The following is a 22,217-nucleotide window of genomic DNA, read 5'->3' on the forward strand; positions in this document are numbered from 1 at the left end:
TGACAGCAGTTGGCTGCCAAGTCGAGCCAACTGAAGTCGACTTGGTCTAGCTCAGCACCAGTTCCGAGCTGATCGTCTCCCACAGCGCGTCGAACCAGAGCCGGGACTGCGCCACGAACCCGGTGTCCCGCTCCCCCGCCCCCCGCGCGAAGGCGAACAGCATCGACCGGGTGCCCTCGGCGTCGTACAGCGCCAGTTGCTCCGGCCCGATGTCCCGCTCCCGCCGGGCCAGGGTGTAGTAGGCGAACAGCGCCTCCGCGTCGTTGAGCAGATACAGCTTGACCGGCGGGGTGAACGGCAGCGCCCGGAAGCGGACCCGGACGTCGATGCCGTGCGTGGTGCGCAGCGCCAGCAGGTTGTGCCGGAGCACCTGGCCCTGGGCGTTGCGCTGGGCCAGCCAGCGCCGGTGCAGCAGGCCGGTGTCGGCGGCGTCCACCGGGGCGGGGAAGGCGAGGGCGATGTCACGGCTCGGCAGCAGCAGCCGTACGTCGATCCTGGCCGGTTCCAGCCGTCCCGCGTGGATCTGGCGGAGCGGTTCGCCGATGGCCAGGGTGAGCGAGACCGAGGTCAGACAGAGGGCGTCGACGCGGACGTGCGGGACCGCGAAGGCTGCCGCGACGCGGGGCGCGAGCCCCGCCATCGTGGGCTGCGGCGGGGCGGCCGGGCCGACCGCGCCGGGCGGGACGGCCACCGTGGCCGGGCTGCCCTGCGACGATCCGGCGAGCAGCCGCTCCACCCGCAGGATGCGCAGCGCCTCGCGGACCGTGCCGCGCTCGACCCCGAACTCCTCGGCCAGCTCCGCCTGGGTGGGCAGCCGTTCGCCGGGCCGCAGCACACCGGAGTCGATCCGGGTGCGCAGGGTGTCGGCCACCACGTGAGGTGTGACGCGTGACGGCCGTGACCGTGGTGACCTCTTCCGTCCAGTGGCGGAGACGTGTTCCGGGTCCACGGACAAAGGCTACAACTTCTCGCCATCTTGCGGCAGTTCGCGGAAAGATGGTTATGAGCCGCTTCTTCGCGGCTATAACTGAAGTGAAGTTGGCAGCCAACTTGGCCGACATGGTCGGACATCCCGACGGTTGGCCGACCGGGTTCCTCTCCGGAGGGGAGCCGGGAGCCCGGCGAGGGGCGGCCACGGGAACGCACAGCCACAACTGAACATCTGCACAGCCACAACCGAAGAACGTCAGCGCACAGCCACAACCGAACACCGGCACGTCAGCACGGCACGCCACGGATGAGCGGCCGCCGGCACGGCAGGAGGGAACCGGCGGCGACCGCCGCGCGCGGTCAGAAGGAGTCCGGGCACCACGGCCGTCCGGATGTGCGGAACAGGGCGTCGGCCAGCCGGGCGGCGCCCTCCCGCTCCTCGCCGACCCGCCCGAGCGCCGCCAGCCGGGTCAGCGAGCCGTCCCCGAGCCACACCGTGGCCAGCTCGGCCACCGGGAGCGTCAGCTCGGCCGGCGCGCCGCCCGCCGGGGTGCACGAAGCCCCCTCGGGCGACGCCTCCAGCCGGTACCGCCCGCCCGCCGTGCCGCCCTCGTCCAGCACCTGGAGCACCAGCGACCCGGACCGCTCGTAGGTCCGCGCCTCCAGCGCCCTCGCGACGTCCAGCAGCCGCACCCACAGCCAGTCCGTGTGCGTCTCGACGCGGGCCGCGCGGGCATCGGGCAGAAGGAAGGGCAGCAGGGAGTCGGGGGCCCGCCAGCCGGTCTTCACCTGGGCGATCAAGTCGATCGAGCACAGGAAGCGCCACAGCGCGCTCTCGGCCGCCGGGGTCGCGGCGGTCAGCCACTCCACGTCGGCCGAGTTGTACGGCTGCTCCCCCTCCCACCTGTTCTTGGACCGGTACGCCACCATGCCCTCGACCTCGCCGGAGGCGGCGCGGTACACCGCGAAGAACGGCTCGGTCCACTCCCGGCCGAAGCGGGCCACCCCGGTACGGGCGTCCCACCACAGCTCGCCCCGGCCGATCGCGCCCGGCGTGACCGCACGGACCCGCTCGGACAGCTTCGGGCCGAGCGCGCGCACCTCGGCGCCGTCCACGAGGTCGATCCGGGCGCCGTCCGCCGGGCCCGCCCAGCGCGGGTCGAGCCCGGAACGGCCCACGTCCACGGTCCAGTTGGTCGCCCAGGTCGCGGGACCGAAGCCGTGATGGCCGTAGATCGGGTACTCGGCGGCGACCAGGGTGGCGAGCACGTCACCGCGCTCCCGCGCCGCCGCCAGGTCCTGGCCCATCATCCTGGTGAGCAGGCCGCGGCGGCGGTGCGTCGGGGAGACGGTGACGTTGGAGATCGCGTTGGCCGGGACGTACGCGCCGCCGACCGCGGTGACCTCCTGCGCGAAGGAGCGGAAGGTGCCCACGCAGCGGCCGCCGTCGAAGGCGCCGAGCGCCCGGCCCGGCTCGAACTGCCGCAGTCTGGCCGCGCGTTGCTCTGCGGTGAGCAGTGGGTCCTGGAGGAAACCGGTGTCCAGGGCGCGATGCCAGTCGTCGAACTCGTCCTCGGCCGCGGGGCGTACGTCGATCATGAGACCACGGTAGGCGCACGGCCGGCGCGTGTCGCGCGCATTTTCCCGCGCCCCCGGACCGCTCAGGCCAGCAGGTCGTCCACCTGGGCCTCGCCCGCCCGGTACCGGCGCGCGATCTCACCCCCGCAGTCGTCGGTGGTGCGCTGGAGACCCTGGCGGCGGTGCGAGATCTCCTGCTCGTACCGGGTCAGCCGGCCCATCGCGTCGCCCAGTTCGGCGTCCGTGCGGGCGGTCAGGTCGGACAGCTCGACCTCGGCGAGCATCTCCGCCGCGAGCCTGCCGTACTCCTCGCTGTACGGGGTGCCCAGCGTGACATGGCGGGCGGAGGAGCGGTGGCGGGCCGGGCCGTCGGCGAGGATCTCCGACAGCCGCTCCATCACGGACCCGTCCGCCGGCACCGGCAGGCGGGCCCCGCCCCGCCGGGTCAGCTCGGCGCGCAGGATGTCGATCCGGCCCTGGAGCAGCCGCCGGACGTAGCTCAGGTCGGCCTCGTCGCGCTGGGCGTCCCTGCGCAGCGCGCGCAGCTCGGGCAGGCTCAGCGGGGCGAGCACGGAGGGGCCGCCCGCGCCTGTGTCCTCCGGCAGCGGGCTCGGCGGACTCTCGGCGCGCTGCGCGGGCGGCCGGTGGGTGACCGGACCACTGGTGCTCGGTGTGCTCATGTGCGGTGGACCGTCCCCTCGACCGGCGTGTGGGAAGCATCGTGCCACCCCCGGTGGCCGCTATGTGACCGACTGCCCCCGAACGGCCCTGGATGGGAGGTATTGATCGGTTGCGGGCCCCCGGACGGCCGCGCCCCGGACGCACGGCATGATGGGGCCTATGCGTGCGGTGGTGCAACGGGTGGACGGCGCGAGCGTCGTCGTGGACGGCGAGACGGTGGGCGCGATCGAGGGCGAGGGCCTGTGCGTCCTGGTCGGCGTGACCCACGAGGACACCGTGGAGAAGGCGGACCGGCTGGCCCGCAAACTCTGGTCGGTGCGCATGCTCTCCGACGAGAGGTCGTGCGGCGACACCGACGCCCCGCTGCTGGTGATCAGCCAGTTCACCCTCTACGGCGACGCCCGCAAGGGCCGCCGCCCCACCTGGAACGCGGCCGCCCCCGGCGCGGTGGCCGAGCCCCTGGTGGACGAGGTCGTCGCTCGGCTCCGCGCCCTCGGCGCGACCGTGGCCACGGGCCGGTTCGGCGCCCGGATGCGGGTGTCGCTGGTGAACGACGGCCCGTTCACGGTGCTGATCGAGGTCTAGCCGGGCCCCTGTGCCACCACCGCCGTCACCGAACGGCCCGGCAGCGGGCTGGAGTAGACGACGCTGGTGGTGACCGGGCCCAGACCCGCGATACGTCCCGTGACCCGCTCCAGGTCGCGCATCGAGCGCGCGACGACCTTCAGCACGAAGCAGTCCTCGCCCGTCACATGGTGGGCCTCCACCACCTCCGGGGTGCTGTCCAGCAGGTCGTGGAACGGCTTGTAGTTGCCGGTGGGATAGCGCAGCCGCACGAAGGCGAGGATGTCCAGCCCGAGCGCCTCCGGGCTGACCACGGCCGAGTAGCCGGTGACGACCCCGCTCTCCTCCAGCCGCCGCACCCGCTCCGTCACCGCGCTCGGCGACATGGCGACCGCGCGGGCCAGCTCGGCGTAACTGGCCCGCCCGTCGCGCTGGAGGGCGCTCAGGATGCGTATGTCGGTGGGGTCGAGGGAATCGGCGGCCATGACCGAGAGATACCACGGATCACCCGGCGAAGGGCGGGACAGGCCGTGGATCGCCGGTTCCACGCGGCGGACCCCGGCCCTAGCGTCTACGGCATGACAGTCACCGAGATCAGCGCCGCCCTGCGGATGCCCCCGGCCGCCCCCGCCGAGGCCGCCGCCTTCTTCGCCGCCCGCCTCGCCTTCCAGGCCGACGTCTCCGACGTGCACGCCTCGCTGGAGTCCGGCGCCCCCGGCTTCGTCCTCATCGACTCCCGCGGTCCGCGAGCGTGGGCGCAGGGCCGCGTCCCCGGCGCGGTGCACCTGCCCACCGCCGAGATTCCGGCACGCGCGGCGGACCTCCTCGACCCGTCGACTCCTGTCATCACCTACTGCTGGGGGCCCGGCTGCGACGGCGCGACCCGGGCGGCCCTGGCCCTGTCCCAACTCGGCTACCAGGTCAAGGAGATGATCGGCGGGATGGAGTACTGGACCCGCGAGGGCTTCCCCGTCGAAACCCCCTCCGGCACCAGCCGCCGCACCCCCGACCCCCTAGTGGCCCCGCCAGGCACGCCCGGCTGCGCCTGTTAGCACCCACGCGTACGCCCCGAGCCCGAGCGCGGTGCGGGTCAGGGCGTCGAGCCACATGTCGGTCTCGCCCCAGGCGATCAGCAGGGTGAGCGGGGCGGCCACAGCGAGGGCCACCCCGTACCGCCCCCATGTCCCCCGCCCGAGCCACGCGCCCAGCAGCCCGGCCGGGACCTGGACGGCGACGTGGAGGAGCAGCAGCATGGCCAGGGCCGCGAGCCAGGCGAAACCCGGGTTGTCCGCCGTCGGATCGTCCGGGGGTGTCGCGTAGGCCATCTCGACCACCCGGAGCGGCGGGACGACGAACGAGCACAGCAGCACGAAGCCGCTCAGATGCATGGCTCCGATGTGCCGCAGCACAGGTCTGCCGCGTCTGCCGCTCACCTACGGCTCGACCACCGTCTCCTGCGCCGCCGCCGTGTCCCCGGCCAGGAGCCGGGCGTCGGCGGGGACGTTGCGCTTGATCACGGCGAGGGCGACCGGGCCCAGCTCGTGGTGACGTACGGAGGTGGTCACGAGGCCGATCCTGCGGCCGTCGGGGCCGTCGTCCGCGAGGCGGATCTCGGTGCCGGCCGGGGGGAGGTGGACGTCGCTGCCGTCGAGGTGGAGGAAGACCAGGCGGCGCGGCGGCCTGCCGAGGTTCTGGACGCGGGCGACCGTCTCCTGACCTCGGTAGCAGCCCTTCTGGAGGTGCACGGCCGTACCGATCCAGCCCAGCTCGTGCGGGATCGTGCGGTGGTCGGTCTCGAAGCCGAGGCGGGGCCGGTGCTGCTCGACGCGGAGCGCCTCATGGGCGAGGATGCCGGCGACCGGGCCGGAGCGCGCGGCGAACTCCTCCAGCTCCTCGCGCGGCAGGAGGAGATCACGGCCGTACGGCGTCTCGCGGACGACCGCGCCCTCGGGGACCTCGGCGATGGAGCCGGCGGGGAGGTGGACCACCGCGGTGTCGGCGGTGCGGTCGGCGACCTCGACGCGGTAGAAGAACTTCATCGACTCCAGGTAGGCGATGAGCGCCTCCTGGGTGCCGGGCTCGACGTGCGCCCACACGGTCGTGCCGTCGTCCACTAGGTACAGGGCGTGTTCGATGTGCCCGTTGGCGGAGAGGACCAGCGCCTCGGTGGCCTCGCCCGCGGGCAGGTCGCTGACATGCTGGGTGAGCAGCAGATGCAGCCAGCTCAGCCGGTCGGCGCCGGTGACGGCGACGACACCCCGGTGGGAGAGGTCGACGAAACCGGTGCCGTCGGCGAGTGCACGCTGCTCGCGGAACAGGTCGCCGTAGTGGGCGGCGACGCCTTCGTCCACCCCCTCGGCGGGAACGGCGCCGGGCAGGGACAGCAGGGGGCTCTTCATACCGGCCAGCCTACGACGGGGTGGTCGGACTCTTCATCGCGCAGTCCGCACACCGGCCGAAGATGGCGAAGTGCTTCATGTCGGTGTCGAACCCGAACTGCTCGCGCAGCCGCGCCGTGAAGTCGGCGGCGATCTCCACGTCCGCCTCGATCACGTTCTCGCAGTCCCGGCACACCAGGTGGAGATGGTGGTGGCGGTCGGCGAGATGGTACGTCGGCGCGCCGTGGCCGAGGTGGGCGTGGCTGACCAGACCCAGCTCCTCCAGCAGCTCCAGGGTGCGGTACACGGTGGAGATGTTGACCCCGGAGGCCGTCCTGCGGACCTCTCCGAGGATGTCGTCCGGCGTCGCGTGCTCCAGCGCGTCCACGGCCTCGAGCACGAGTTGCCGCTGCGGAGTCAGCCGGTAGCCGCGCTGCCTGAGATCACTCTTCCAGTCGGTGCTCACCACACCAGAAGTGTAGGGCCGCCGACGGCGGACACCCCGCTCTGACGGGACGTCCGCCGGGTGCGCGGTGGTGTGCCCGAAGGCGGGGCTACTGGAAGGCGGGGCCTACTTGAAGAACGCGATGCCGTCGTCCGGCATGTCGTCCGGGAGGTCCTTGGCCCAGCGTTCGACGTCCTCGGGGGTGACGGCCTTCTTCAGCTGGGCCGACATGTAGGGGCGCAGCTCGACCTCGGGGGTCTGCTTCTCGCCGACCCACATGAGGTCGCCCTTGACGTAGCCGTACAGGCGCTTGCCGCCGGTGTACGCAGGGGACTCGGGGGTGCGGGCGACCGCGTCCGTGACCAGGTCGATCTGGGGCTTCTTGGCCGCCAGCTCGCCGTACCAGATCTCCACCACGCCGTCGTCGCGCGTCATCGTGACCGTGACCTTGCGCTCGGCGTCGATCCGCCAGAAGCCGGCCTCGGACTCCAGGGGGCGGACCTTGCTGCCCTCGTTGTCGAGGACCCAGGTGCGGGAGCTGTACTCCAGGAAGTCCCGGCCGTCGTGGGTGAAGGTCACCTCCTGGCCGAAGTTGCACTTCTCGGCGCCGGGGAAGTCATGGACACCCGCGCCCGCCCAGTTGCCCAGCAGAAAGGCGAGGGGGACGAGGTCCTTGTTCAGGTCAGACGGGATCTCGATCATGAGCGGCCGTTCCTGTCGGTTCTGGGGCGTTGCTTCAGCGCTGGCCCTGGTACAGCTTCTTCACGGTCAGCCCGGCGAAGGCGAGCACGCCGACGCAGACCAGGACCAGCAGCAGTTCGAAGAAGATCTCCACGGGTGTGCTCCTTGAGCGGAAGTGGACGTACGACAGAGCCGCGCCCAGCTTACGCGGCCGGGATCGGAGTCTCCTGACGAGGTCCGGCTGGGCGCGGGGAGCCGTGCGGTGGCCCGCACTACGATCGCCGCATGGCGAACAAGCTCGTGATCAAGGTGACCTCCGGGGCCGATGCGCCGGAGCGGTGCTCGCAGGCGTTCACGGTGGCGGCGGTGGCCGTGGCCAGTGGGGTCGAGGTCTCCGTGTGGCTGACCGGGGAGTCGGCGTGGTTCGCGCTGCCGGGACGGGCGGCGGAGTTCGAGCTGCCGCACGCGGCGCCGTTGCAGGATCTGCTGGAGTCCGTGCTCAGCGCGGGGCGGGTCACGCTGTGCACGCAGTGCGCGGTGCGGCGGGACATCGGCGAGGGGGACGTCCTGGCGGGCGTACGGATCGCCGGGGCGCAGGTCTTCGTGCAGGAGGTCATGGCGGACGGCACGCAGGCCCTCGTCTACTGATGCGTCGTCGACGCGAGCCACGTCCGAATACCGCGTTGTGGGGGCCGGGAGCGCGAACCTAGGATTCCGGCATGTCTCTGCGTGTGCGCATGCGCCAAGCCCTGCCGGAAGCGATGCGGGCCCGCGACAAGGTGGCGGTGAGCGCTCTGCGGGCGACGCTCGCCGCACTGGACAACGCCGAGGCGGTGCCCGTGGCGGAGGCCGGGAGGCGGGGCGGAGCCCTTGAGGAGTCCCCGGTCGGGGCCGGTGCCACCGAGGCGGCGCGACGCGAGCTGAGCGAGACCGGTGTGGTGGACATCGTGCGCGCCGAGGCCGCCGAACGGCTGGACGCGGCGGCGGAGCTGACCGCGCCCGCGCACGCCGACCATGTCGCGCGGCTCCGTGCGGAGGCCGCCGTGCTGCTTCGCTTCCTCGACGGCCCCGGCGGCCCCGGCACCCACCCGGTCGGCTAGGAGCGCGGGGGTTTCCTGCCGTCCAGTTCGTCCCACCACTCGTCGGACTGCTTGTCCCCGGAGGGGGCGTCCCACCAGCGGTCCTCGGGGCCGCGCCGGTTGGCGACCATCGCGGCCACCGGCGGGATGACCATGGCGAACAGGCACATCCCGACCGCGGCCGGGACGGACCAGAGCCGGACCACCGACCAGGCGAGGACGAAGAGGACGACGCAGACCCCCATCATCACGAAGTACCAGCGACGCCGCCGTGCGTACATGAGTCCAGAGTAGGGCCGGACAGCCGGAAGGGCCGCGCCCCAGGTGTCCAACCCGGTGGGCGCGGCCCCTGCCCCGGCCGCACAGGCCCGCGCAGGTCTCAGACGGCGATGGCGACCTCGGCCAGACCGCCCTGCTGGGCGACCACCGTGCGGTCGGCGGTGCCGCCGGGCACCAGGGCGCGTACCGTCCACGTGCCCTCGGCCGCGTAGAAGCGGAACTGCCCCGTGGCGGAGGTGGGGACCTCCGCGGTGAACTCGCCCGTCGAGTCCAGCAGGCGGACGTAGCCCGTCACCGGCTCGCCGTCCCGCGTCACCTGCCCCTGGATCGTGGTCTCACCGGGCTTGATCGTCGCAGCGTCCGGGCCGCCGGCCTTCGCTCCACACATGTCGTTCTCCGTAAGGGGTCTGACCAGAAGGTCGGTCGGGGTTGCTTACTTCGCTGCGCCCAGCTCGATCGGCACGCCGACCAGCGAGCCGTACTCGGTCCAGGAACCGTCGTAGTTCTTGACGTTCGCCACGCCCAGCAGCTCGTGCAGCACGAACCAGGTGAGCGCCGAGCGCTCGCCGATGCGGCAGTAGGCGATGGTGTCCTTGGCGAGGTCGACGTCCTCCGCCGCGTACAGCTCCTTCAGCTCCTCGTCGGACTTGAAGGTGCCGTCGTCGTTGGCGTTCTTCGACCACGGGATGTTGCGGGCGCTGGGCACGTGGCCGGGGCGCTGCGACTGCTCCTGCGGGAGGTGGGCCGGGGCGAGCAGCTTGCCGGAGAACTCGTCGGGCGAGCGCACGTCGACCAGGTTCTGGCTGCCGATCGCGGCCACCACGTCGTCGCGGAAGGCGCGGATCGCCTTGTTCTGCGGCTTGGCCTTGTACTCGGTCTTCGCCCGCTCGGGCACCTCGTCGCCGGAAACCAGCTCGCGGGCGTCCAGCTCCCACTTCTTGCGGCCGCCGTCGAGCAGCTTGACGTTGTCGTGGCCGTACAGCTTGAAGTACCAGTACGCGTACGAGGCGAACCAGTTGTTGTTGCCGCCGTAGAGGACGACGAGGGTGTCGTTGCCGATGCCCTTGTCCGAGAGGAGCCTCTCGAAGCCCTCCTGGTCGATGAAGTCACGGCGGACCGGGTCCTGGAGGTCCTTGGTCCAGTCGACGCGGACGGCACCCCGGATGTGGTTCTTCTCGTAGGCGGACGTGTCCTCGTCCACCTCCACGAGGGCGATGGTCGGGTCGTCGAGGTGCTCCTGCACCCAGTCGGCGTCGACCAGGACGTCGCTGCGGCTCATGCTTTTCTCCTCCGGGGCAGTCACGGTGGCGTGCGGTGAGAGAGGTGTCCGCGCGCACAACGGGTGCGGCGGCACACGGGTGCCCTGCCGGCAGGGCGGTCGGGAGACGCGGGAGTACGGTGACTTCCGCTCAGAGGGGGCGACAGAGCATGGCGGCAACGCGGCACAGGTCCACTGCCCGCCGCTTCGTGAGATCCGCCTGTCGCTCCATGCCGTCGATCGTAAGGAGATCAGGGCACACGTGTCACCGGCATGTCGGATACTGAGACACGATTGTCCAGATGTTGGGCCGAATGCGGGCGCCGGGACACCCGGAAAGCGCCCTCGGGCCCGGAATCCGGGCCCGCCGGGCGCTCCCGCCGATCCTCACGGCCACCGCACAGCCGCCCTACGGACAGCGCGTCTCGCCAGTCGGACAGGCGTACGAAGGCTCTCGCGGGTCCTTACCCGGCGAGCTTCAGGTCCGAACCCGTCACGCCGATCTCCACGCCGTCCGCCGCGGCCCGCACGCTGTGCACCGCGATGCCGCCCGGCAGCTGGTCCAGGGCCTGCTGGAAGTCGGTGATCTGACGGAAGGTGCCGTCGGCCAGGTCGGCGCCGGCGATGACCGGCAGCGCGTCGGCGTGCACCGAGACCTTGCCGTCCTTGACCTCCAGCGAACTGAGCACCGGGATGGTCCGCTCGATGCCGAGTGCCGGGATGCCGAGCTTCACCGAGACCTTGATCTTGCCGTTGCCGCCGTCCCCGAGCCCGGTGATCCGCGCGGTGACACCGGCCGCCAGCTCGGTCGGCTCGGTCTTCGCGGCCTGCATGAGCTGGTCGTAGCCGATCGTCGCGGACCCGGTGCCGCTCCTGGCGGTGGCCGAGGAGTAGTCGCCGGAGAACCTCACGTCCTCCAGGTCGGCCTTCAGGCCGTCGACACGGATCGTGCGGCCCTCGGTGCCGGTGGGCACCGGGTACGACTTGATGCCCAGCTCCACGTCGTCCAGCGAGCCGCCCGCCACCTGGGTGAGGAAGGGGAAGCCCTTGATGTCCACGTCCGGTGTCGTGGCGAGGTTCTCCCGCGACCGCACCCGGTCCGCGACCTCGCCCTCGGCGAAGTGCACCGCTACCCGGTCCGCGATCACGAAGAGCCCGCCGAGGATCACGACGAGGATCAGGAGTATTCGCAGGGCCCGCATGGTCTCCCCAGAGGTAGGCGGTTCGGTTCCGGCGCCGCCACCGTAGCCCCGCCGGAGCCGCTCGGGCGGGAATTGTGGATCACCTGTGACGGGCCGGCGCCGTACTGCGGCTTTTCCCGCGTTTACCCCCGGCGCTTTCCGGAAACCCCGGCCGGAAACCGCCTGCCGGCCGGGGCGGGCCCGGTCAGGCGAAGGCGCGGCCCAGGAGCCAGACCGCCGGGGCGGCGGCCGCGAGGGGGAGGGCCACGCCCGCGGTGAAGTGGACGAAGCGGGAGGGGTAGTCGTAGCTCGCGACCCGGTGGCCGATGAGGGCGCAGACCGCCGCGCCCGCGCCGAGGGCCGCGCCGGCGGTGCCCAGGCCCGTCAGGTCGCCGACGGCGAGGCCGGTGCCCGCCGCGGCGAGCAGCGAGACGACGACCGAGACCGGGGTCGGCAGGGGCAGCGCACGGGCCAGGACGGCGACCGCGACCGCCGCCGCGCCGACCGTGACCGCGTGCGCGGAGGCGCCCAGGAAACCGGTGGCGAGGATGGCGAGCGCCGAGGAGGCGACGGTGGCCATCAGGCCGTACATCCGCTCGTCCGGCGAGGCGTGCGAGCGGAGCTGGAGGACCAGGGCCAGCAGGACCCAGACGCCGAGCGGGCCGAGGATCGCGGCCGGGGCGTGCGCGCGGCCCGCCGCCAGCACGGCCGCGTCCGCGACCAGACCGCCGAGGAAGGCCAGCGCGATGCCCTGCCGGGCGGGCCACATGCCGTTCAGCCGGAACCAGCCGGCCGCCGTCACGGCCTGGAGCAGCACCAGCGGCACGACCAGGGCGTACGAGCCCAGCGGCGCGGCCCCGGCGAGCAGGGCGCCGAGCACGGCGGTGAGCGCGGCGGGCTGGATGCCGGGCTCGATGACCGGCGAACGGCCCTCCAGCCGGGCCCGCTGGGCGTCGGTGACGCGGGCGTTCCCGGCGAGGGTGGCGGGACCGAAGGCGGGCTCGGGCTCCGGTACCTGCTCCCGCGCCGGGGCCTGGTACGGCTGCTCGGCCACCGGTACCGGCGCGTGGTTCTGGGTGTCCCAGGTCGGTCCCTGCCACTGCTGGGCGGGGGCCTGCTGGGTCCCGTAGGGGTCGGCATAGGGGTTCGGGTGCTGCGGCTGCCCCGGGGCCGGGGCCCAGTCGCCCGGTGTCCGCTGCTGCCCGTAGGGGTCGTACCCCGGGTACGGGCCGCCCTCGTACGACTGCTGGTCGCTCAACGCCTCATCCTCCTGCGAACGGCGGGAGCACCTCGACCGTGCCGCCCTCGGCCAGCCGTACCGTCTCATGCGCGCGGGTCCCGACGGGAGCGCCGTCGACGAGGAACGCGCACCTGGTCAGCACGCGGGTGAGTTCGCCGGGGTGCCGTTCGCGCACCGAGGCCAGCGCCTCGGCCAGCGTCTCGGCGTCGTACGGTTCACCGGCGGTCCCGGCCGCGGCCTTGGCGGCGGCCCAGTAGCGCACCGTGACCTGGGGCATCTCGTTCCTCATCGGACGGCGGAAACAACAAAGAAAGAAAGACGGTGCGGCCCAGGCTAGTCCGTCCCCTGCCCGGTGCGCGTCCGCGCCCAGCGGGCGATCCGGGCCAGCAGCTCGTCACCGGCCGCGTTCTCCGCGTGGCCCATGCCCGGCTCCAGCCAGAGTTCGCCCGCCTGCCCGGCCGCGTCCGCGAGCATCCGGGGGTGGTCGAGCGGGAAGTAGCCGTCGCTGTCGCCGTGCACCACCAGCAGCGGGGCGGGGGCCAGCCGGGCGGCCGCCTCCACCGGGGAGAGCGGGATGGGGTCCCAGTCGCGGTGGTGGATACGGGTGCGGAAGCCGTAGCGGCCGACCAGCCGGCCCGAGGGGCGGGTGACCAGCCAGTGCAGCCGGCGCATCGGCGCGGTGCCCCGGTAGTACCAGCGGGCGGGCGAGCTGACCGAGACCACCGCGTCGACCGTGCCGGGGTGCAGCGCCGCGTGCCGCAGCACCACCGAGCCGCCCATGGAGAAGCCGACGCTCACCACCCGCGCGTGCCCGAAGCCGCGTGCCCACTCCACGGCCGCCGCCAGGTCCAGCACCTCCCGGTCGCCCACGGTGGAACGCCCGCCGGAGGCTCCGTGGCCCCGGAAGGAGAAGGTCACCACCGCCCCGTACGCGGCCAGCGCGCGGGCCACCCGGCGCACATGCGGCCGGTCCACGTCCCCGGTGAAGCCGTGCGCGACCACGAAGACCGTGTCCGCATGGGGTGCCCGGCCCGTTCCGTACACGGCGGGCCCGGGATCGTATACGGAATCCACCCGAATTCCGTCGGCCGTACGCAGAAAAGTCCGGACACCGGCGCCTTGACCCGTCTCGTGATGCGGACGAATGGTGGAACGTGGCGCGTGACCCGCCGGACGATTGCTCATGTGGGCTATTCTGCTGGGCAGAGGACTCGGGCAGCGAAGCCCCCGAGTCCTTTTGTGCTTTCGGTACCGCACCGGAGGCGTCCTCGCAGGGACCGAGGAGGAAACAGACGTATGAGTTCGCTGCTGCTCCTGACCAACGCCCTCCAGCCGTCGACGGAGGTGCTCCCCGCGCTCGGCCTGCTGCTGCACAGTGTGCGGGTCGCCCCGGCGGAGGGTCCCGCTCTCGTCGACACCCCCGGCGCCGATGTCATCCTCGTGGACGGCCGCCGCGACCTCCCCCAGGTGCGCAGCCTCTGTCAGCTGCTGCGCTCCACCGGACCGGGCTGTCCGCTGGTCCTGGTGGTCACCGAGGGCGGCCTCGCCGCCGTCACGGCGGACTGGGGCATCGACGACGTCCTGCTCGACACCGCGGGCCCGGCCGAGGTCGAGGCCCGGCTCCGGCTCGCCACGGGCCGCCGGCAGCTCGTCGGCGACGACTCCCCCATGGAGATCCGCAACGGCGACCTCTCCGTGGACGAGGCCACCTACTCCGCGAAGCTCAAGGGCCGGGTGCTCGACCTGACCTTCAAGGAGTTCGAGCTGCTGAAGTACCTGGCCCAGCACCCCGGCCGCGTCTTCACCCGCGCCCAGCTCCTCCAGGAGGTCTGGGGCTACGACTACTTCGGCGGCACCCGCACCGTGGACGTGCACGTACGGCGGCTGCGGGCCAAGCTCGGCCCGGAGCACGAGTCGCTGATCGGCACCGTCCGCAATGTGGGATACCGCTTCGTCACCCCGGAGAAGCCCGACCGGGCCGCCGAGGAGGCCCGGACCGAGGCCAAGCGGGCGGAGGCACAGCGGGCCGCGTCCGGCCGGGCAGAGGCGGCGGAAGGGGACGCCTCCGCGCTCCGCGAGGGGAGCGGGGTCGCGGCCGAGGCGTAGAGCCGCTCCGGCCGGGGTGGTGCGAGGCCACCCCCGGCTGCCGCCGGCCCGCCGCCGGGCTGGCACCGGGCCGGCACCGGGCTGGTATACACACCACGAATGCCCTGCCCAGAGCGGGTCGATCCGCGTAGACTCCGCGCGTGGCGAAGGTGACTCGGGATGATGTGGCACGACTGGCGGGTACCTCCACCGCCGTGGTCAGTTATGTCATCAACAACGGACCCCGGCCGGTCGCCCCGGCCACGCGCGAGCGTGTCCTCGCGGCCATCCAGGAGCTGGGGTACCGCCCGGACCGGGTGGCCCAGGCGATGGCCTCCCGCCGTACCGACCTGATAGGTCTGATCATCCCGGACGCCCGCCAGCCCTTCTTCGGGGAGATGGCGCACGCGGTCGAACAGGCCGCCTCCGAGCGCGGGAAGATGGTCCTGGTCGGCAACACCGACTACACCGCCGAGCGCGAGGTCCACTATCTGCGGGCCTTTCTCGGCATGCGGGTCTCCGGTCTCATCCTCGTCTCGCACGCGCTGAACGACCAGGCCGCCGCCGAGATCGAGGCGTGGGACGCCCGCGTGGTGCTGCTGCACGAGCGCCCGGAGGCCATCGACGACGTCGCCGTCACCACCGACGACCTCGGCGGCGCCCAGCTCGCCGTCCGCCACCTGCTGGAACACGGGTACGAGTACGTGGCCTGCCTGGGCGGCACCGCCGACACCCCAGCCGTGGGCGACCCGGTCTCCGACCACGTCGAGGGCTGGCGCCGGGCGATGGCCGAGGCGGGCCTGTCCACCGAGGGCCGCCTCTTCGAGGCCGCGTACAACCGCTACGACGCCTACCGGGTGGCGCTGGAGGTCCTGGCCGGGCCGCAAAGACCGCCCGCCATCTTCTGCTCCACCGACGACCAGGCCATCGGCGTGCTCCGGGCCGCCCGCGAGCTGCGCCTCGACGTGCCGGGCGAGCTGGCGGTGGCCGGGTACGACGACATCAAGGAGGCGGCGCTCGCCGACCCGCCGCTGACCACGGTGGCCTCCGACCGCCCGGCGATGGCCCGCGCGGCGGTCGACCTGGTGCTGGACGACGGGCTGCGGGTGGCGGGCTCGCGCCGGGAGCGGCTGAAGACCTTCCCGTCCCGCCTCCAGCTCCGGGCGAGCTGCGGCTGCGGTCACTGAAACCGCAGGTCAGCGAGGTCTCATCGGAACCGAAGGCGGTTCTGCCGGGGTTCTCAGCCGGGCCTCAGGAAGCTCTCATGGTCGCGGGACATGCTCCTCATATGACCGAGAGCACACGCCGCACCGGCGGCCACGAGGACGAGCATCCGCAGGGGAGTCACGCACAGCCGTACGCGGCCCCCGACGCGGCCGGCGCGCACCCCGAGTGGCCGCCCCCGCCGGCCCACGCCCCCACGGGGCCGGGGTCCGGGCGGCGCAAGCGTCCCGGCGGCCCGGTCACGCTGGTCGCGGCGGTCGCGCTGGTCGCGGCCGCGGTCGGCGGAGGCACCGCCTACGCCTTCCAGCAGCTCACCGGGCACGACACCACCGCCACCGACACGGCCACCCCTGTGGTCGCGGCCGGCAAGAAGGGCGACGTGGCGAACATCGCCGCCGCGCTCACCCCGAGCGTCGTCGAGGTCAACGCGACCCTGGCGAACGGCTCGTCCACCGGCTCCGGCGTGATCGTCTCCGGCGACGGCGAGATCGTCACCAACAACCACGTCGTCTCCGGCGCCTCCTCGGTGAAGGTGCGCACCAGCGACGGCACCAGCCACACCGCCCGCGTGGCCGGCACCGACAGCTCCAAGGACCTGGCGCTGCTGAAGGTCGAGGGCGCCTCGGGGCTGAAGGCCGCGCCGCTCGGCACCTCCTCGGCCGTCCAGGTCGGCGATACGGTCGTGGCGATCGGCTCCCCCGAGGGGCTGACCTCCACCGTGACCAGCGGCATCGTCTCCGCGCTCGACCGGGACGTGACCGTCCCCACCGACGAGGGCCGCGGCGGACAGGGCGAGCAGGGCGAGGGCGACCAGGGCGACCAGGGCGACCAGCGGTGGCCGTTCCAGTTCGGCGGCCGTGACTTCAACGGCGACACCGGCTCCTCCACCACCACCTACCAGGCCATCCAGACCGACGCCTCGCTCAACCCGGGCAACTCCGGCGGCGCCCTCATCGACGCCTCCGGCCGGGTGATCGGGATCAACTCCGCCATGTACTCCTCGGGTTCGCAGGCTGCCTCGTCCACGGACGCCGGCTCCATAGGGCTCGGCTTCGCCATCCCGGTCGACACCGTCAAGGCCGACCTCACGAAGCTGCGGGCGGGTTCCACCAGCTGACACCAGCACGCATCGCCAAGGCACAGCGCAGCACCGAGCAGCAGGGAGAACGTCATGATGAAGCGCGTCTCGCACCAGGCCCCTGTCTCCGGCCCGGCGAACATCGCCGTCGCCCTGGAGGTGGCGCACGAGCTGCACACCCCCGACCCCAGCCCCCGCCTGCCCGAGCTGCCCAGCCCCGCGCCCCAGCTGATGGGCCTGCGCACCTCCGCCGCCCGCCCGCACCGCCGCAAGGTGCCGCTGAACCGGCTGAACGCCCTGACCCGGCTCACCCCGGCCGGGGTCTGACCCCCCGGCCTCGGACGCGGCGCAGCCGAAACGTGCGAGGCTGAGAACCGCCCGTCCACGCCCCACCGCACCCACGAGGTACCGCCAGCGATGAGCCCCGCCGAAGGCGACCGTGACCCCCAGCGCATCCTGATCGTCGACGACGAACCGGCCGTACGCGAAGCCCTGGAACGCAGCCTCGCCTTCGAGGGGTACGACACCCGGGTCGCCGTCGACGGGGCGGACGCGCTGGAGCAGGCCGGGGACTACCGGCCCGACCTGGTCGTGCTGGACATCCAGATGCCCCGCATGGACGGCCTGACCGCCGCCCGCCGCATCCGCAACACCGGGGACACCATCCCCATCCTGATGCTGACGGCCCGGGACACGGTCGGGGACCGGGTGACGGGACTGGACGCCGGGGCCGACGACTACCTGGTCAAGCCCTTCGAGCTGGACGAGCTGTTCGCCCGCATCAGGGCCCTGCTGCGGCGCAGCTCGTACGCGGGAACCGTGTCCGCCGAGGCCCGCGAGGACGAGGCGCTCACCTTCGGCGACCTGCGGATGAACCTCGCCACCCGGGAGGTCCGGCGGGGCGAGCGTCCGGTGGAGCTGACCCGTACGGAGTTCACCCTGCTGGAGATGTTCATGGCGCACCCGCGCCAGGTGCTGACCCGGGAGCAGATCCTCAAGGCGGTGTGGGGCTTCGACTTCGAACCCTCCTCCAACTCCCTGGACGTGTACGTGATGTACCTGCGCCGCAAGACCGAGGCGGGCGGCGAGCCCCGGCTCGTGCACACCGTCCGGGGCGTCGGGTACGCACTGCGCCAGGGCGGCGCGGAGTGAGGAGGCTGATGCGCCGCTACCGGGCGCTGCCGATCCGGGCGAGGCTCGCGATGCTGGTCGCGGCGGCCGTCGCCTTCGCGGTGGCCGCGGTGTCGGTGACCTGCTGGTTCATCGTGCAGGGCAAGCTCTACAGCGAGATGGACGAGCGTCTGCAGAGCCTCGGCCGGCCGCTCAGCCCCGACCAGGTGACCACGCTGCTGCTGACCTGCCCGCGGTCTCCGGGTGCCGACGACGGCCCGCCGTCCTTCCTCTACCTCCAGATCGTCACCGCCGAGGGCAAGACCTGTGTCACCCCCTTCTCGGAGGGCACCGTGAAGGTCACCCCGGCGGACGTGGCCGCCGCCCGCAACGCCACCCTCGGCCGGCGCACCCTGCGCGACGGCGTCGACTCCAAGGGCGGCGACGTCCGGGTGATGACCAGCGCGGTGCCGGTCGGCGGTGCGCCGGGTACGCAGCCGTACCCGGAGGTCGCGGTCATGGTGGCGTTCTCCCTGAAGGACACCCAGCGGACGCTGAACGACCTCGCGCTGATCCTGCTGCTGGTCTCCGGGATCGGGGTCGTGGGCGCGGGCGCGGCCGGGCTCGCCGTGGCACGGGCGGGGCTCAGGCCGGTGGACAAGCTGACCGAGACGGTGGAGCACGTGGCCCGCACCGAGGATCTGGCCGTCCGTATCCCGGTGGCCGAGGACAGCGACGACGAGGTGGCCCGGCTCTCCCGGTCCTTCAACTCGATGACGACCGCGCTGGCCGGGTCCCGCGATCTCCAGCAGCAGCTGATCGCGGACGCCGGGCACGAGCTGCGCACCCCGCTCACCTCGCTGCGCACCAACATCGAGCTGCTGACCCGCAGCGAGGAGACGGGCCGCCCGATCCCGGCCGCCGACCGCAAGGCGCTGCTGGCCTCGGTGAAGGCGCAGATGACGGAACTGGCCGCGCTGATCGGGGACTTGCAGGAGCTGTCCCGCTCCGAGGGGCAGCGCGGTGAGCGGGTGCAGGTGTTCTCCTTTCAGGAGACCGTCGAAGAGGCGCTGCGGCGGGCCCGGCTGCGTGGGCCGGAGCTGAAGATCACCGCGGAGCTGGAGCCCTGGTTCGTCCGGGCGGAGCCCTCGGCGATGGAGCGCGCGGTGGTCAACATCCTGGACAACGCGGTGAAGTTCAGCCCCGAGGGCGGCACGGTCGAGGTCCGGCTGACCGACGGCGCGCTGACCGTACGGGACCACGGTCCGGGCATCGCGCCCGACGAACTCCCGTACGTCTTCGACCGGTTCTGGCGCTCCCCCAGCGCCCGCGCGCTCCCCGGCTCGGGGCTGGGGCTGTCCATCGTGGCCCGTACGGTCCAGCAGGCGGGCGGCGAGGTGACCCTCGACCGCGCCCCGGACGGCGGCACGACCGCCACCGTCCGGCTGCCGGGCGCGCCGACGCCCCCGCCGCAGACGCACCAGGAGCAGCAGCCCTAGCGGGCCCGCTCCACCCGGCGTTCGTCCCACACCGGTTCCGGGGTCTCGCGGACCCGGCCGTCGGAGCCGAAGACCAGGAAGCGGTCGAAGGAGCGGGCGAACCAGCGGTCGTGGGTGACGGCCAGCACGGTCCCCTCGTACGCCTCCAGCGCCTCCTGGAGGGCTTCGGCGCTCTCCAGGTCGAGGTTGTCGGTGGGCTCGTCCAGCAGCAGGGCGGTGGTGCCGGCGAGTTCCAGCAGCAGGATCTGCAGCCGGGCCTGCTGGCCGCCGGAGAGCCGCTCGAAGTTCTGCTCGGCCTGCCGGTCCAGGCCGTAGCGGCGCAGGACCGACATGGCCGGGCCGCGCGCCCGGGAGTGCTCGGACCACAGGATGTCCAGCAGGGTGCGCCCGACCAGCTCGGGGTGGGCGTGGGTCTGCGCGAAGTGCCCCGCCACCACCCGCGCGCCGAGCTTGAACAGCCCGGTGTGCGCGACGTCCGCCCCGGCCAGCAGGCGCAGGAAGTGGGACTTGCCGGAGCCGTTGGAGCCGAGGACCGCGACCCGCTCGCCGTAGAAGACCTCCAGGTCGAACGGCTGCATCAGCCCGGTCAGCTCCAGCGCCTCGCAGGTGATCGCGCGCACCCCGGTACGGCCGCCGCGCAGCCGCATCCGGATGTCCTGCTCCTTGGGCGGCTCGGGCGGCGGCCCGGCCTCCTCGAACTTGCGCAGCCGGGTCTGCGCGGCCGCGTACCGCGAGGCCATCTCATGGCTGACCGAGGCGGCCTGCTGGAGGGTGAGGACCAGCTTCTTGAGCTGGGCGTGCTTCTCCGCCCAGCGCCTGCGCAGCTCCTCGAAGCGGGCGAAGCGCTCGCGGCGGGCGTCGTGGTAGGTGGCGAAGCCGCCGCCGTGCGTCCAGACGTCCGCGCCGCCCTCGGCGGGCTCCACGCTGACGATGCGCTCGGCACAGCGGGCGAGCAGTTCCCGGTCGTGCGAGATGAACAGCACGGTCTTGCGGGTGGCCCGGATCTGCTCCTCCAGCCAGCGCTTGCCGGGCACGTCCAGGTAGTTGTCCGGCTCGTCCAGCAGCAGCACCTCGTCCTGGCCCCGGAAGAAGTACTCCAGCACCAGCCGCTTCTGCTCACCGCCGGACAGGGTGTTCACCTGCCGCCACTGTGCCTGGTCGTAGGGGATGCCGAGCGCGGCCGTGGTGCACATGTCCCACAGGGTCTCCGTCTCGTACCCCTGGGCCTCGGCCCAGTCGGAGAGGGCCTGGGCGTAGGCCATCTGCGCGGCCTCGTCGTCCACGGTCATGATGGCGTGCTCGGCCTCGTCGACCGCCTTCGCGGCCGTGCGGATGCGCTTCGGGGCGACGGAGACGAGCAGGTCGCGGACGGTCGACCCGTCCCGGACGCCGCCGACGAACTGGGGCATCACCCCGAGTCCGCCGCTGACGGACACCTTGCCGCCGTGCGCGCCGAGTTCGCCCGCGATGATCCTGAGCAGTGTCGTCTTGCCCGCCCCGTTCGGGCCGACCAGGGCGACGGCCGAGCCCTCGCCGACGCGGAACGACACATCACCGAGCAGCGCCCGCCCGTCCGGCAGGTAGTACTCGAGATGCGCGACGTCCAGATGTCCCATGCCGTGCATTCTCCCCGCCACACCCCTCGGGACGGAAACGGGATTCCTTCAGCACCCGGCAGCACCCGGGGCCTGCCACGCGCGCCGTACCCTCGTACGCATGAGCAGTGACGACTCCGTACGGTCCTTCCCCGCCCGCTCCATCGAGACGCACGCCGCACTCGCGCCGGGCCGGGCCGAGGGCGTGCTGGCACTCCTCGCCGAGGCCGCCCGCGAGGACGGGCAGCAGCCGGTGTCCGAGCAGGGCCGGCTGCACTTGCGCGGCGGTGCCCGCCCGGGGGTCTCCCATCTGCTGCTGCACGCCGGGGACGAACTGGTCGGCTACGCCCAGCTGGAGGACACCGACCCGGTGGAGGCGCCCGCCGCCGAGCTGGTCGTACGGCCCTCGCACCGGGGACGCGGGCACGGCCGGGCGCTCGGCACCGCCCTGCTGGCCGCCTCAGGCAAGCGGCTGCGGGTGTGGGCGCACGGCGGGCATCCCGCGGCCCGGCATCTCGCGCAGGTGCTCGGGCTGACCCTGTTCCGCGAACTGCGCCAGATGCGGCGCCCGTTGACCGGCCTGGAGCTGCCCGACCCGGTGCTGCCCCAGGGCGTGACGGTACGGGCCTTCGAGCCGGGCCGGGACGAGGAGGCGTGGCTCGCGGTCAACGCGGCGGCCTTCGCCCACCACCCGGAGCAGGGCTCGCTGACCCGGCGCGACCTGGAAGACCGGGAGGCCGAGGCGTGGTTCGACCCGGCCGGGTTCTTCCTGGCCGAGCAGGACGGCGAGCTGGTCGGCTTCCACTGGACCAAGGCGCACACCGAGGAGGGACTCGGCGAGGTGTACGTGGTAGGGGTGCGCCCCGGCCGCCAGGGCGGGGGTCTCGGCAAGGCCCTCACCACGATCGGCCTGCGCCACCTGGCCGGACGCGGCCTGCCGACCGCGATGCTCTACGTCGACGCGGACAACAAGGCGGCGGTGTCGGTCTACGAGCGCCTCGGCTTCACCATCCACGAGACGGACCTGATGTACCGCACGGAGACGTGAACGTCGCGGGCCCGCCCAGCGGGTGTGTGCCGTGGCGGGCCTTCTCCGGCCCAACGGGGGTGAGTTGCGCGCTCTCGGCACCACGCCGTGTACGGCACCTGACCGACGCCGTGCTCCCGCCGCCGCTCCTCGTGGCCGACGGGCGGGCGCCACGCCGGCCGCGCTGGAGCGGGAGTCGGGCACACCGCTGACGGCCTGGCCGCAGGGTGTCACTCCGGCGCACCGTCCGTGGTGACCGCGCTGCTCACCGCCGTCTCCTTCGTCGTGCCGCGGCGGCGTACCGG

The 22,217-nt window shown here is 72.9% G+C and carries 28 protein-coding genes; 11 read left to right on the forward strand and 17 right to left on the reverse strand.

Going from position 1 to position 22,217, the window contains the following annotated elements; translation table 11 throughout:
• Positions 1 to 46: 46 nt before the first annotated feature.
• The 3 genes from ACFWN1_RS02910 to ACFWN1_RS02920 form a co-directional block, all read right to left on the reverse strand.
• Positions 47 to 955 (reverse strand): winged helix-turn-helix domain-containing protein, encoded by a 909-nt coding sequence (locus tag ACFWN1_RS02910; RefSeq protein ID WP_384357504.1) that lies wholly within the window; start codon positions 953 to 955, stop codon positions 47 to 49.
• A 335-nt stretch (positions 956 to 1,290) separates the two neighbouring features.
• A complete protein-coding gene (locus ACFWN1_RS02915) occupies positions 1,291 to 2,529 on the reverse strand; it encodes a GNAT family N-acetyltransferase (RefSeq protein ID WP_384357506.1) in 1,239 nt (412 codons plus the stop codon).
• Positions 2,530 to 2,591: 62 nt separating this feature from the next.
• Positions 2,592 to 3,188 carry an aerial mycelium formation protein gene (locus ACFWN1_RS02920; RefSeq protein ID WP_384357508.1) on the reverse strand — a complete coding sequence of 199 codons (597 nt, stop codon included), beginning with the start codon at positions 3,186 to 3,188 and terminating at the stop codon, positions 2,592 to 2,594.
• Positions 3,189 to 3,348: 160 nt separating this feature from the next.
• On the opposite strand from ACFWN1_RS02920, the gene dtd reads away from it, so the two are divergent.
• Positions 3,349 to 3,774: a D-aminoacyl-tRNA deacylase gene (gene dtd / locus ACFWN1_RS02925; protein ID WP_384357510.1), complete on the forward strand. Its 426-nt coding sequence runs from the start codon at positions 3,349 to 3,351 to the stop codon at positions 3,772 to 3,774.
• Here dtd and ACFWN1_RS02930 read toward each other — a convergent pair.
• Positions 3,771 to 4,238: an Lrp/AsnC family transcriptional regulator gene (locus ACFWN1_RS02930; RefSeq protein ID WP_384357512.1), complete on the reverse strand. Its 468-nt coding sequence runs from the start codon at positions 4,236 to 4,238 to the stop codon at positions 3,771 to 3,773. The two genes, dtd and ACFWN1_RS02930, sit on opposite strands and share 4 nt — an antisense overlap.
• A 93-nt stretch (positions 4,239 to 4,331) precedes the next feature.
• On the opposite strand from ACFWN1_RS02930, the gene ACFWN1_RS02935 reads away from it, so the two are divergent.
• Complete coding sequence (locus tag ACFWN1_RS02935; RefSeq protein ID WP_384357514.1) at positions 4,332 to 4,805, forward strand: rhodanese-like domain-containing protein; 474 nt, start codon at positions 4,332 to 4,334, stop codon at positions 4,803 to 4,805.
• On the opposite strand, the gene ACFWN1_RS02940 is transcribed toward ACFWN1_RS02935, so the two are convergent.
• The 4 genes from ACFWN1_RS02940 to ACFWN1_RS02955 form a co-directional block, all read right to left on the reverse strand.
• On the reverse strand, positions 4,767 to 5,186 hold the full coding sequence (locus ACFWN1_RS02940; protein WP_384357516.1) for a hypothetical protein: 420 nt from the start codon (positions 5,184 to 5,186) through the stop codon (positions 4,767 to 4,769). The two genes, ACFWN1_RS02935 and ACFWN1_RS02940, sit on opposite strands and share 39 nt — an antisense overlap.
• On the reverse strand, positions 5,187 to 6,152 hold the full coding sequence (locus tag ACFWN1_RS02945; protein ID WP_384357518.1) for a YgfZ/GcvT domain-containing protein: 966 nt from the start codon (positions 6,150 to 6,152) through the stop codon (positions 5,187 to 5,189).
• Positions 6,153 to 6,162: 10 nt separating this feature from the next.
• Positions 6,163 to 6,600 (reverse strand): Fur family transcriptional regulator, encoded by a 438-nt coding sequence (locus tag ACFWN1_RS02950; RefSeq protein WP_384357520.1) that lies wholly within the window; start codon positions 6,598 to 6,600, stop codon positions 6,163 to 6,165.
• 102 nt (positions 6,601 to 6,702) lie between these two features.
• Positions 6,703 to 7,278 carry an FABP family protein gene (locus ACFWN1_RS02955; RefSeq protein ID WP_384357522.1) on the reverse strand — a complete coding sequence of 192 codons (576 nt, stop codon included), beginning with the start codon at positions 7,276 to 7,278 and terminating at the stop codon, positions 6,703 to 6,705.
• A gap of 264 nt (positions 7,279 to 7,542) precedes the next feature.
• Here ACFWN1_RS02955 and ACFWN1_RS02960 point away from each other — a divergent pair, with 264 nt between their 5' ends.
• Together ACFWN1_RS02960 and ACFWN1_RS02965 are read left to right on the forward strand one after the other, a co-directional pair.
• Positions 7,543 to 7,905, forward strand: a complete 363-nt coding sequence (locus tag ACFWN1_RS02960; protein ID WP_384357524.1) for a DsrE family protein — start codon at positions 7,543 to 7,545, stop codon at positions 7,903 to 7,905.
• Positions 7,906 to 8,018: 113 nt separating this feature from the next.
• Entirely contained in the window at positions 8,019 to 8,357 is a 339-nt protein-coding gene (locus ACFWN1_RS02965) for a hypothetical protein (protein WP_384357597.1), read from the forward strand.
• Here ACFWN1_RS02965 and ACFWN1_RS02970 read toward each other — a convergent pair.
• The 8 genes from ACFWN1_RS02970 to ACFWN1_RS03005 all read right to left on the reverse strand — a co-directional run bounded on the left by ACFWN1_RS02970 (position 8,354) and on the right by ACFWN1_RS03005 (position 13,479).
• Positions 8,354 to 8,617, reverse strand: a complete 264-nt coding sequence (locus ACFWN1_RS02970) for a DUF3099 domain-containing protein (protein ID WP_384357526.1) — start codon at positions 8,615 to 8,617, stop codon at positions 8,354 to 8,356. The two genes, ACFWN1_RS02965 and ACFWN1_RS02970, sit on opposite strands and share 4 nt — an antisense overlap.
• Positions 8,618 to 8,715: 98 nt before the next feature.
• Positions 8,716 to 9,003, reverse strand: a complete 288-nt coding sequence (locus ACFWN1_RS02975; RefSeq protein WP_384357528.1) for a DUF1416 domain-containing protein — start codon at positions 9,001 to 9,003, stop codon at positions 8,716 to 8,718.
• Between the two features lie 45 nt (positions 9,004 to 9,048).
• Positions 9,049 to 9,894 (reverse strand): sulfurtransferase, encoded by an 846-nt coding sequence (locus ACFWN1_RS02980; protein ID WP_384357530.1) that lies wholly within the window; start codon positions 9,892 to 9,894, stop codon positions 9,049 to 9,051.
• Positions 9,895 to 10,024: 130 nt separating this feature from the next.
• Positions 10,025 to 10,105, reverse strand: coding sequence for an Ms5788A family Cys-rich leader peptide (locus ACFWN1_RS02985; RefSeq protein WP_384357599.1), 81 nt, complete (start codon positions 10,103 to 10,105; stop codon positions 10,025 to 10,027).
• Positions 10,106 to 10,337: 232 nt separating this feature from the next.
• Entirely contained in the window at positions 10,338 to 11,075 is a 738-nt protein-coding gene (locus ACFWN1_RS02990; protein WP_384357532.1) for a DUF2993 domain-containing protein, read from the reverse strand.
• Between the two features lie 184 nt (positions 11,076 to 11,259).
• Positions 11,260 to 12,312, reverse strand: a complete 1,053-nt coding sequence (locus tag ACFWN1_RS02995; protein WP_384357534.1) for a hypothetical protein — start codon at positions 12,310 to 12,312, stop codon at positions 11,260 to 11,262.
• 4 nt (positions 12,313 to 12,316) lie between these two features.
• Complete coding sequence (locus ACFWN1_RS03000; RefSeq protein WP_384357536.1) at positions 12,317 to 12,571, reverse strand: MoaD/ThiS family protein; 255 nt, start codon at positions 12,569 to 12,571, stop codon at positions 12,317 to 12,319.
• Between the two features lie 56 nt (positions 12,572 to 12,627).
• A complete protein-coding gene (locus ACFWN1_RS03005) occupies positions 12,628 to 13,479 on the reverse strand; it encodes an alpha/beta hydrolase (RefSeq protein WP_384357538.1) in 852 nt (283 codons plus the stop codon).
• Positions 13,480 to 13,590: 111 nt separating this feature from the next.
• Between ACFWN1_RS03005 and ACFWN1_RS03010 the strand changes: the two genes are divergently transcribed.
• From ACFWN1_RS03010 to ACFWN1_RS03035, 6 genes are all read left to right on the forward strand, one after another.
• Positions 13,591 to 14,400: a winged-helix domain-containing protein gene (locus ACFWN1_RS03010; protein ID WP_384357540.1), complete on the forward strand. Its 810-nt coding sequence runs from the start codon at positions 13,591 to 13,593 to the stop codon at positions 14,398 to 14,400.
• A gap of 140 nt (positions 14,401 to 14,540) precedes the next feature.
• The gene (locus ACFWN1_RS03015) at positions 14,541 to 15,566 is read left to right on the forward strand and encodes a LacI family DNA-binding transcriptional regulator (protein ID WP_384357542.1); all 1,026 of its coding nucleotides are present in this window, start codon (positions 14,541 to 14,543) and stop codon (positions 15,564 to 15,566) included.
• Between the two features lie 101 nt (positions 15,567 to 15,667).
• Positions 15,668 to 16,720 carry a S1C family serine protease gene (locus tag ACFWN1_RS03020; RefSeq protein WP_384357544.1) on the forward strand — a complete coding sequence of 351 codons (1,053 nt, stop codon included), beginning with the start codon at positions 15,668 to 15,670 and terminating at the stop codon, positions 16,718 to 16,720.
• Between the two features lie 54 nt (positions 16,721 to 16,774).
• Positions 16,775 to 17,008 carry a hypothetical protein gene (locus ACFWN1_RS03025; RefSeq protein ID WP_031183953.1) on the forward strand — a complete coding sequence of 78 codons (234 nt, stop codon included), beginning with the start codon at positions 16,775 to 16,777 and terminating at the stop codon, positions 17,006 to 17,008.
• Positions 17,009 to 17,098: 90 nt separating this feature from the next.
• Positions 17,099 to 17,833 (forward strand): response regulator transcription factor, encoded by a 735-nt coding sequence (locus ACFWN1_RS03030; RefSeq protein ID WP_384357546.1) that lies wholly within the window; start codon positions 17,099 to 17,101, stop codon positions 17,831 to 17,833.
• An 8-nt stretch (positions 17,834 to 17,841) separates the two neighbouring features.
• Positions 17,842 to 19,290 carry a sensor histidine kinase gene (locus ACFWN1_RS03035; protein ID WP_384357548.1) on the forward strand — a complete coding sequence of 483 codons (1,449 nt, stop codon included), beginning with the start codon at positions 17,842 to 17,844 and terminating at the stop codon, positions 19,288 to 19,290.
• Here the strand turns inward: ACFWN1_RS03035 and ACFWN1_RS03040 are convergent.
• Positions 19,287 to 20,906 carry an ABC-F family ATP-binding cassette domain-containing protein gene (locus ACFWN1_RS03040; RefSeq protein WP_384357550.1) on the reverse strand — a complete coding sequence of 540 codons (1,620 nt, stop codon included), beginning with the start codon at positions 20,904 to 20,906 and terminating at the stop codon, positions 19,287 to 19,289. The genes ACFWN1_RS03035 and ACFWN1_RS03040 overlap by 4 nt on opposite strands.
• Positions 20,907 to 21,006: 100 nt before the next feature.
• On the opposite strand from ACFWN1_RS03040, the gene mshD reads away from it, so the two are divergent.
• Entirely contained in the window at positions 21,007 to 21,933 is a 927-nt protein-coding gene (gene mshD / locus ACFWN1_RS03045; RefSeq protein WP_384357552.1) for a mycothiol synthase, read from the forward strand.
• Positions 21,934 to 22,217: the final 284 nt, after the last annotated feature.

The organism is Streptomyces sp. NPDC058459 (assembly GCF_042721685.1).
Classification (GTDB): domain Bacteria; phylum Actinomycetota; class Actinomycetes; order Streptomycetales; family Streptomycetaceae; genus Streptomyces.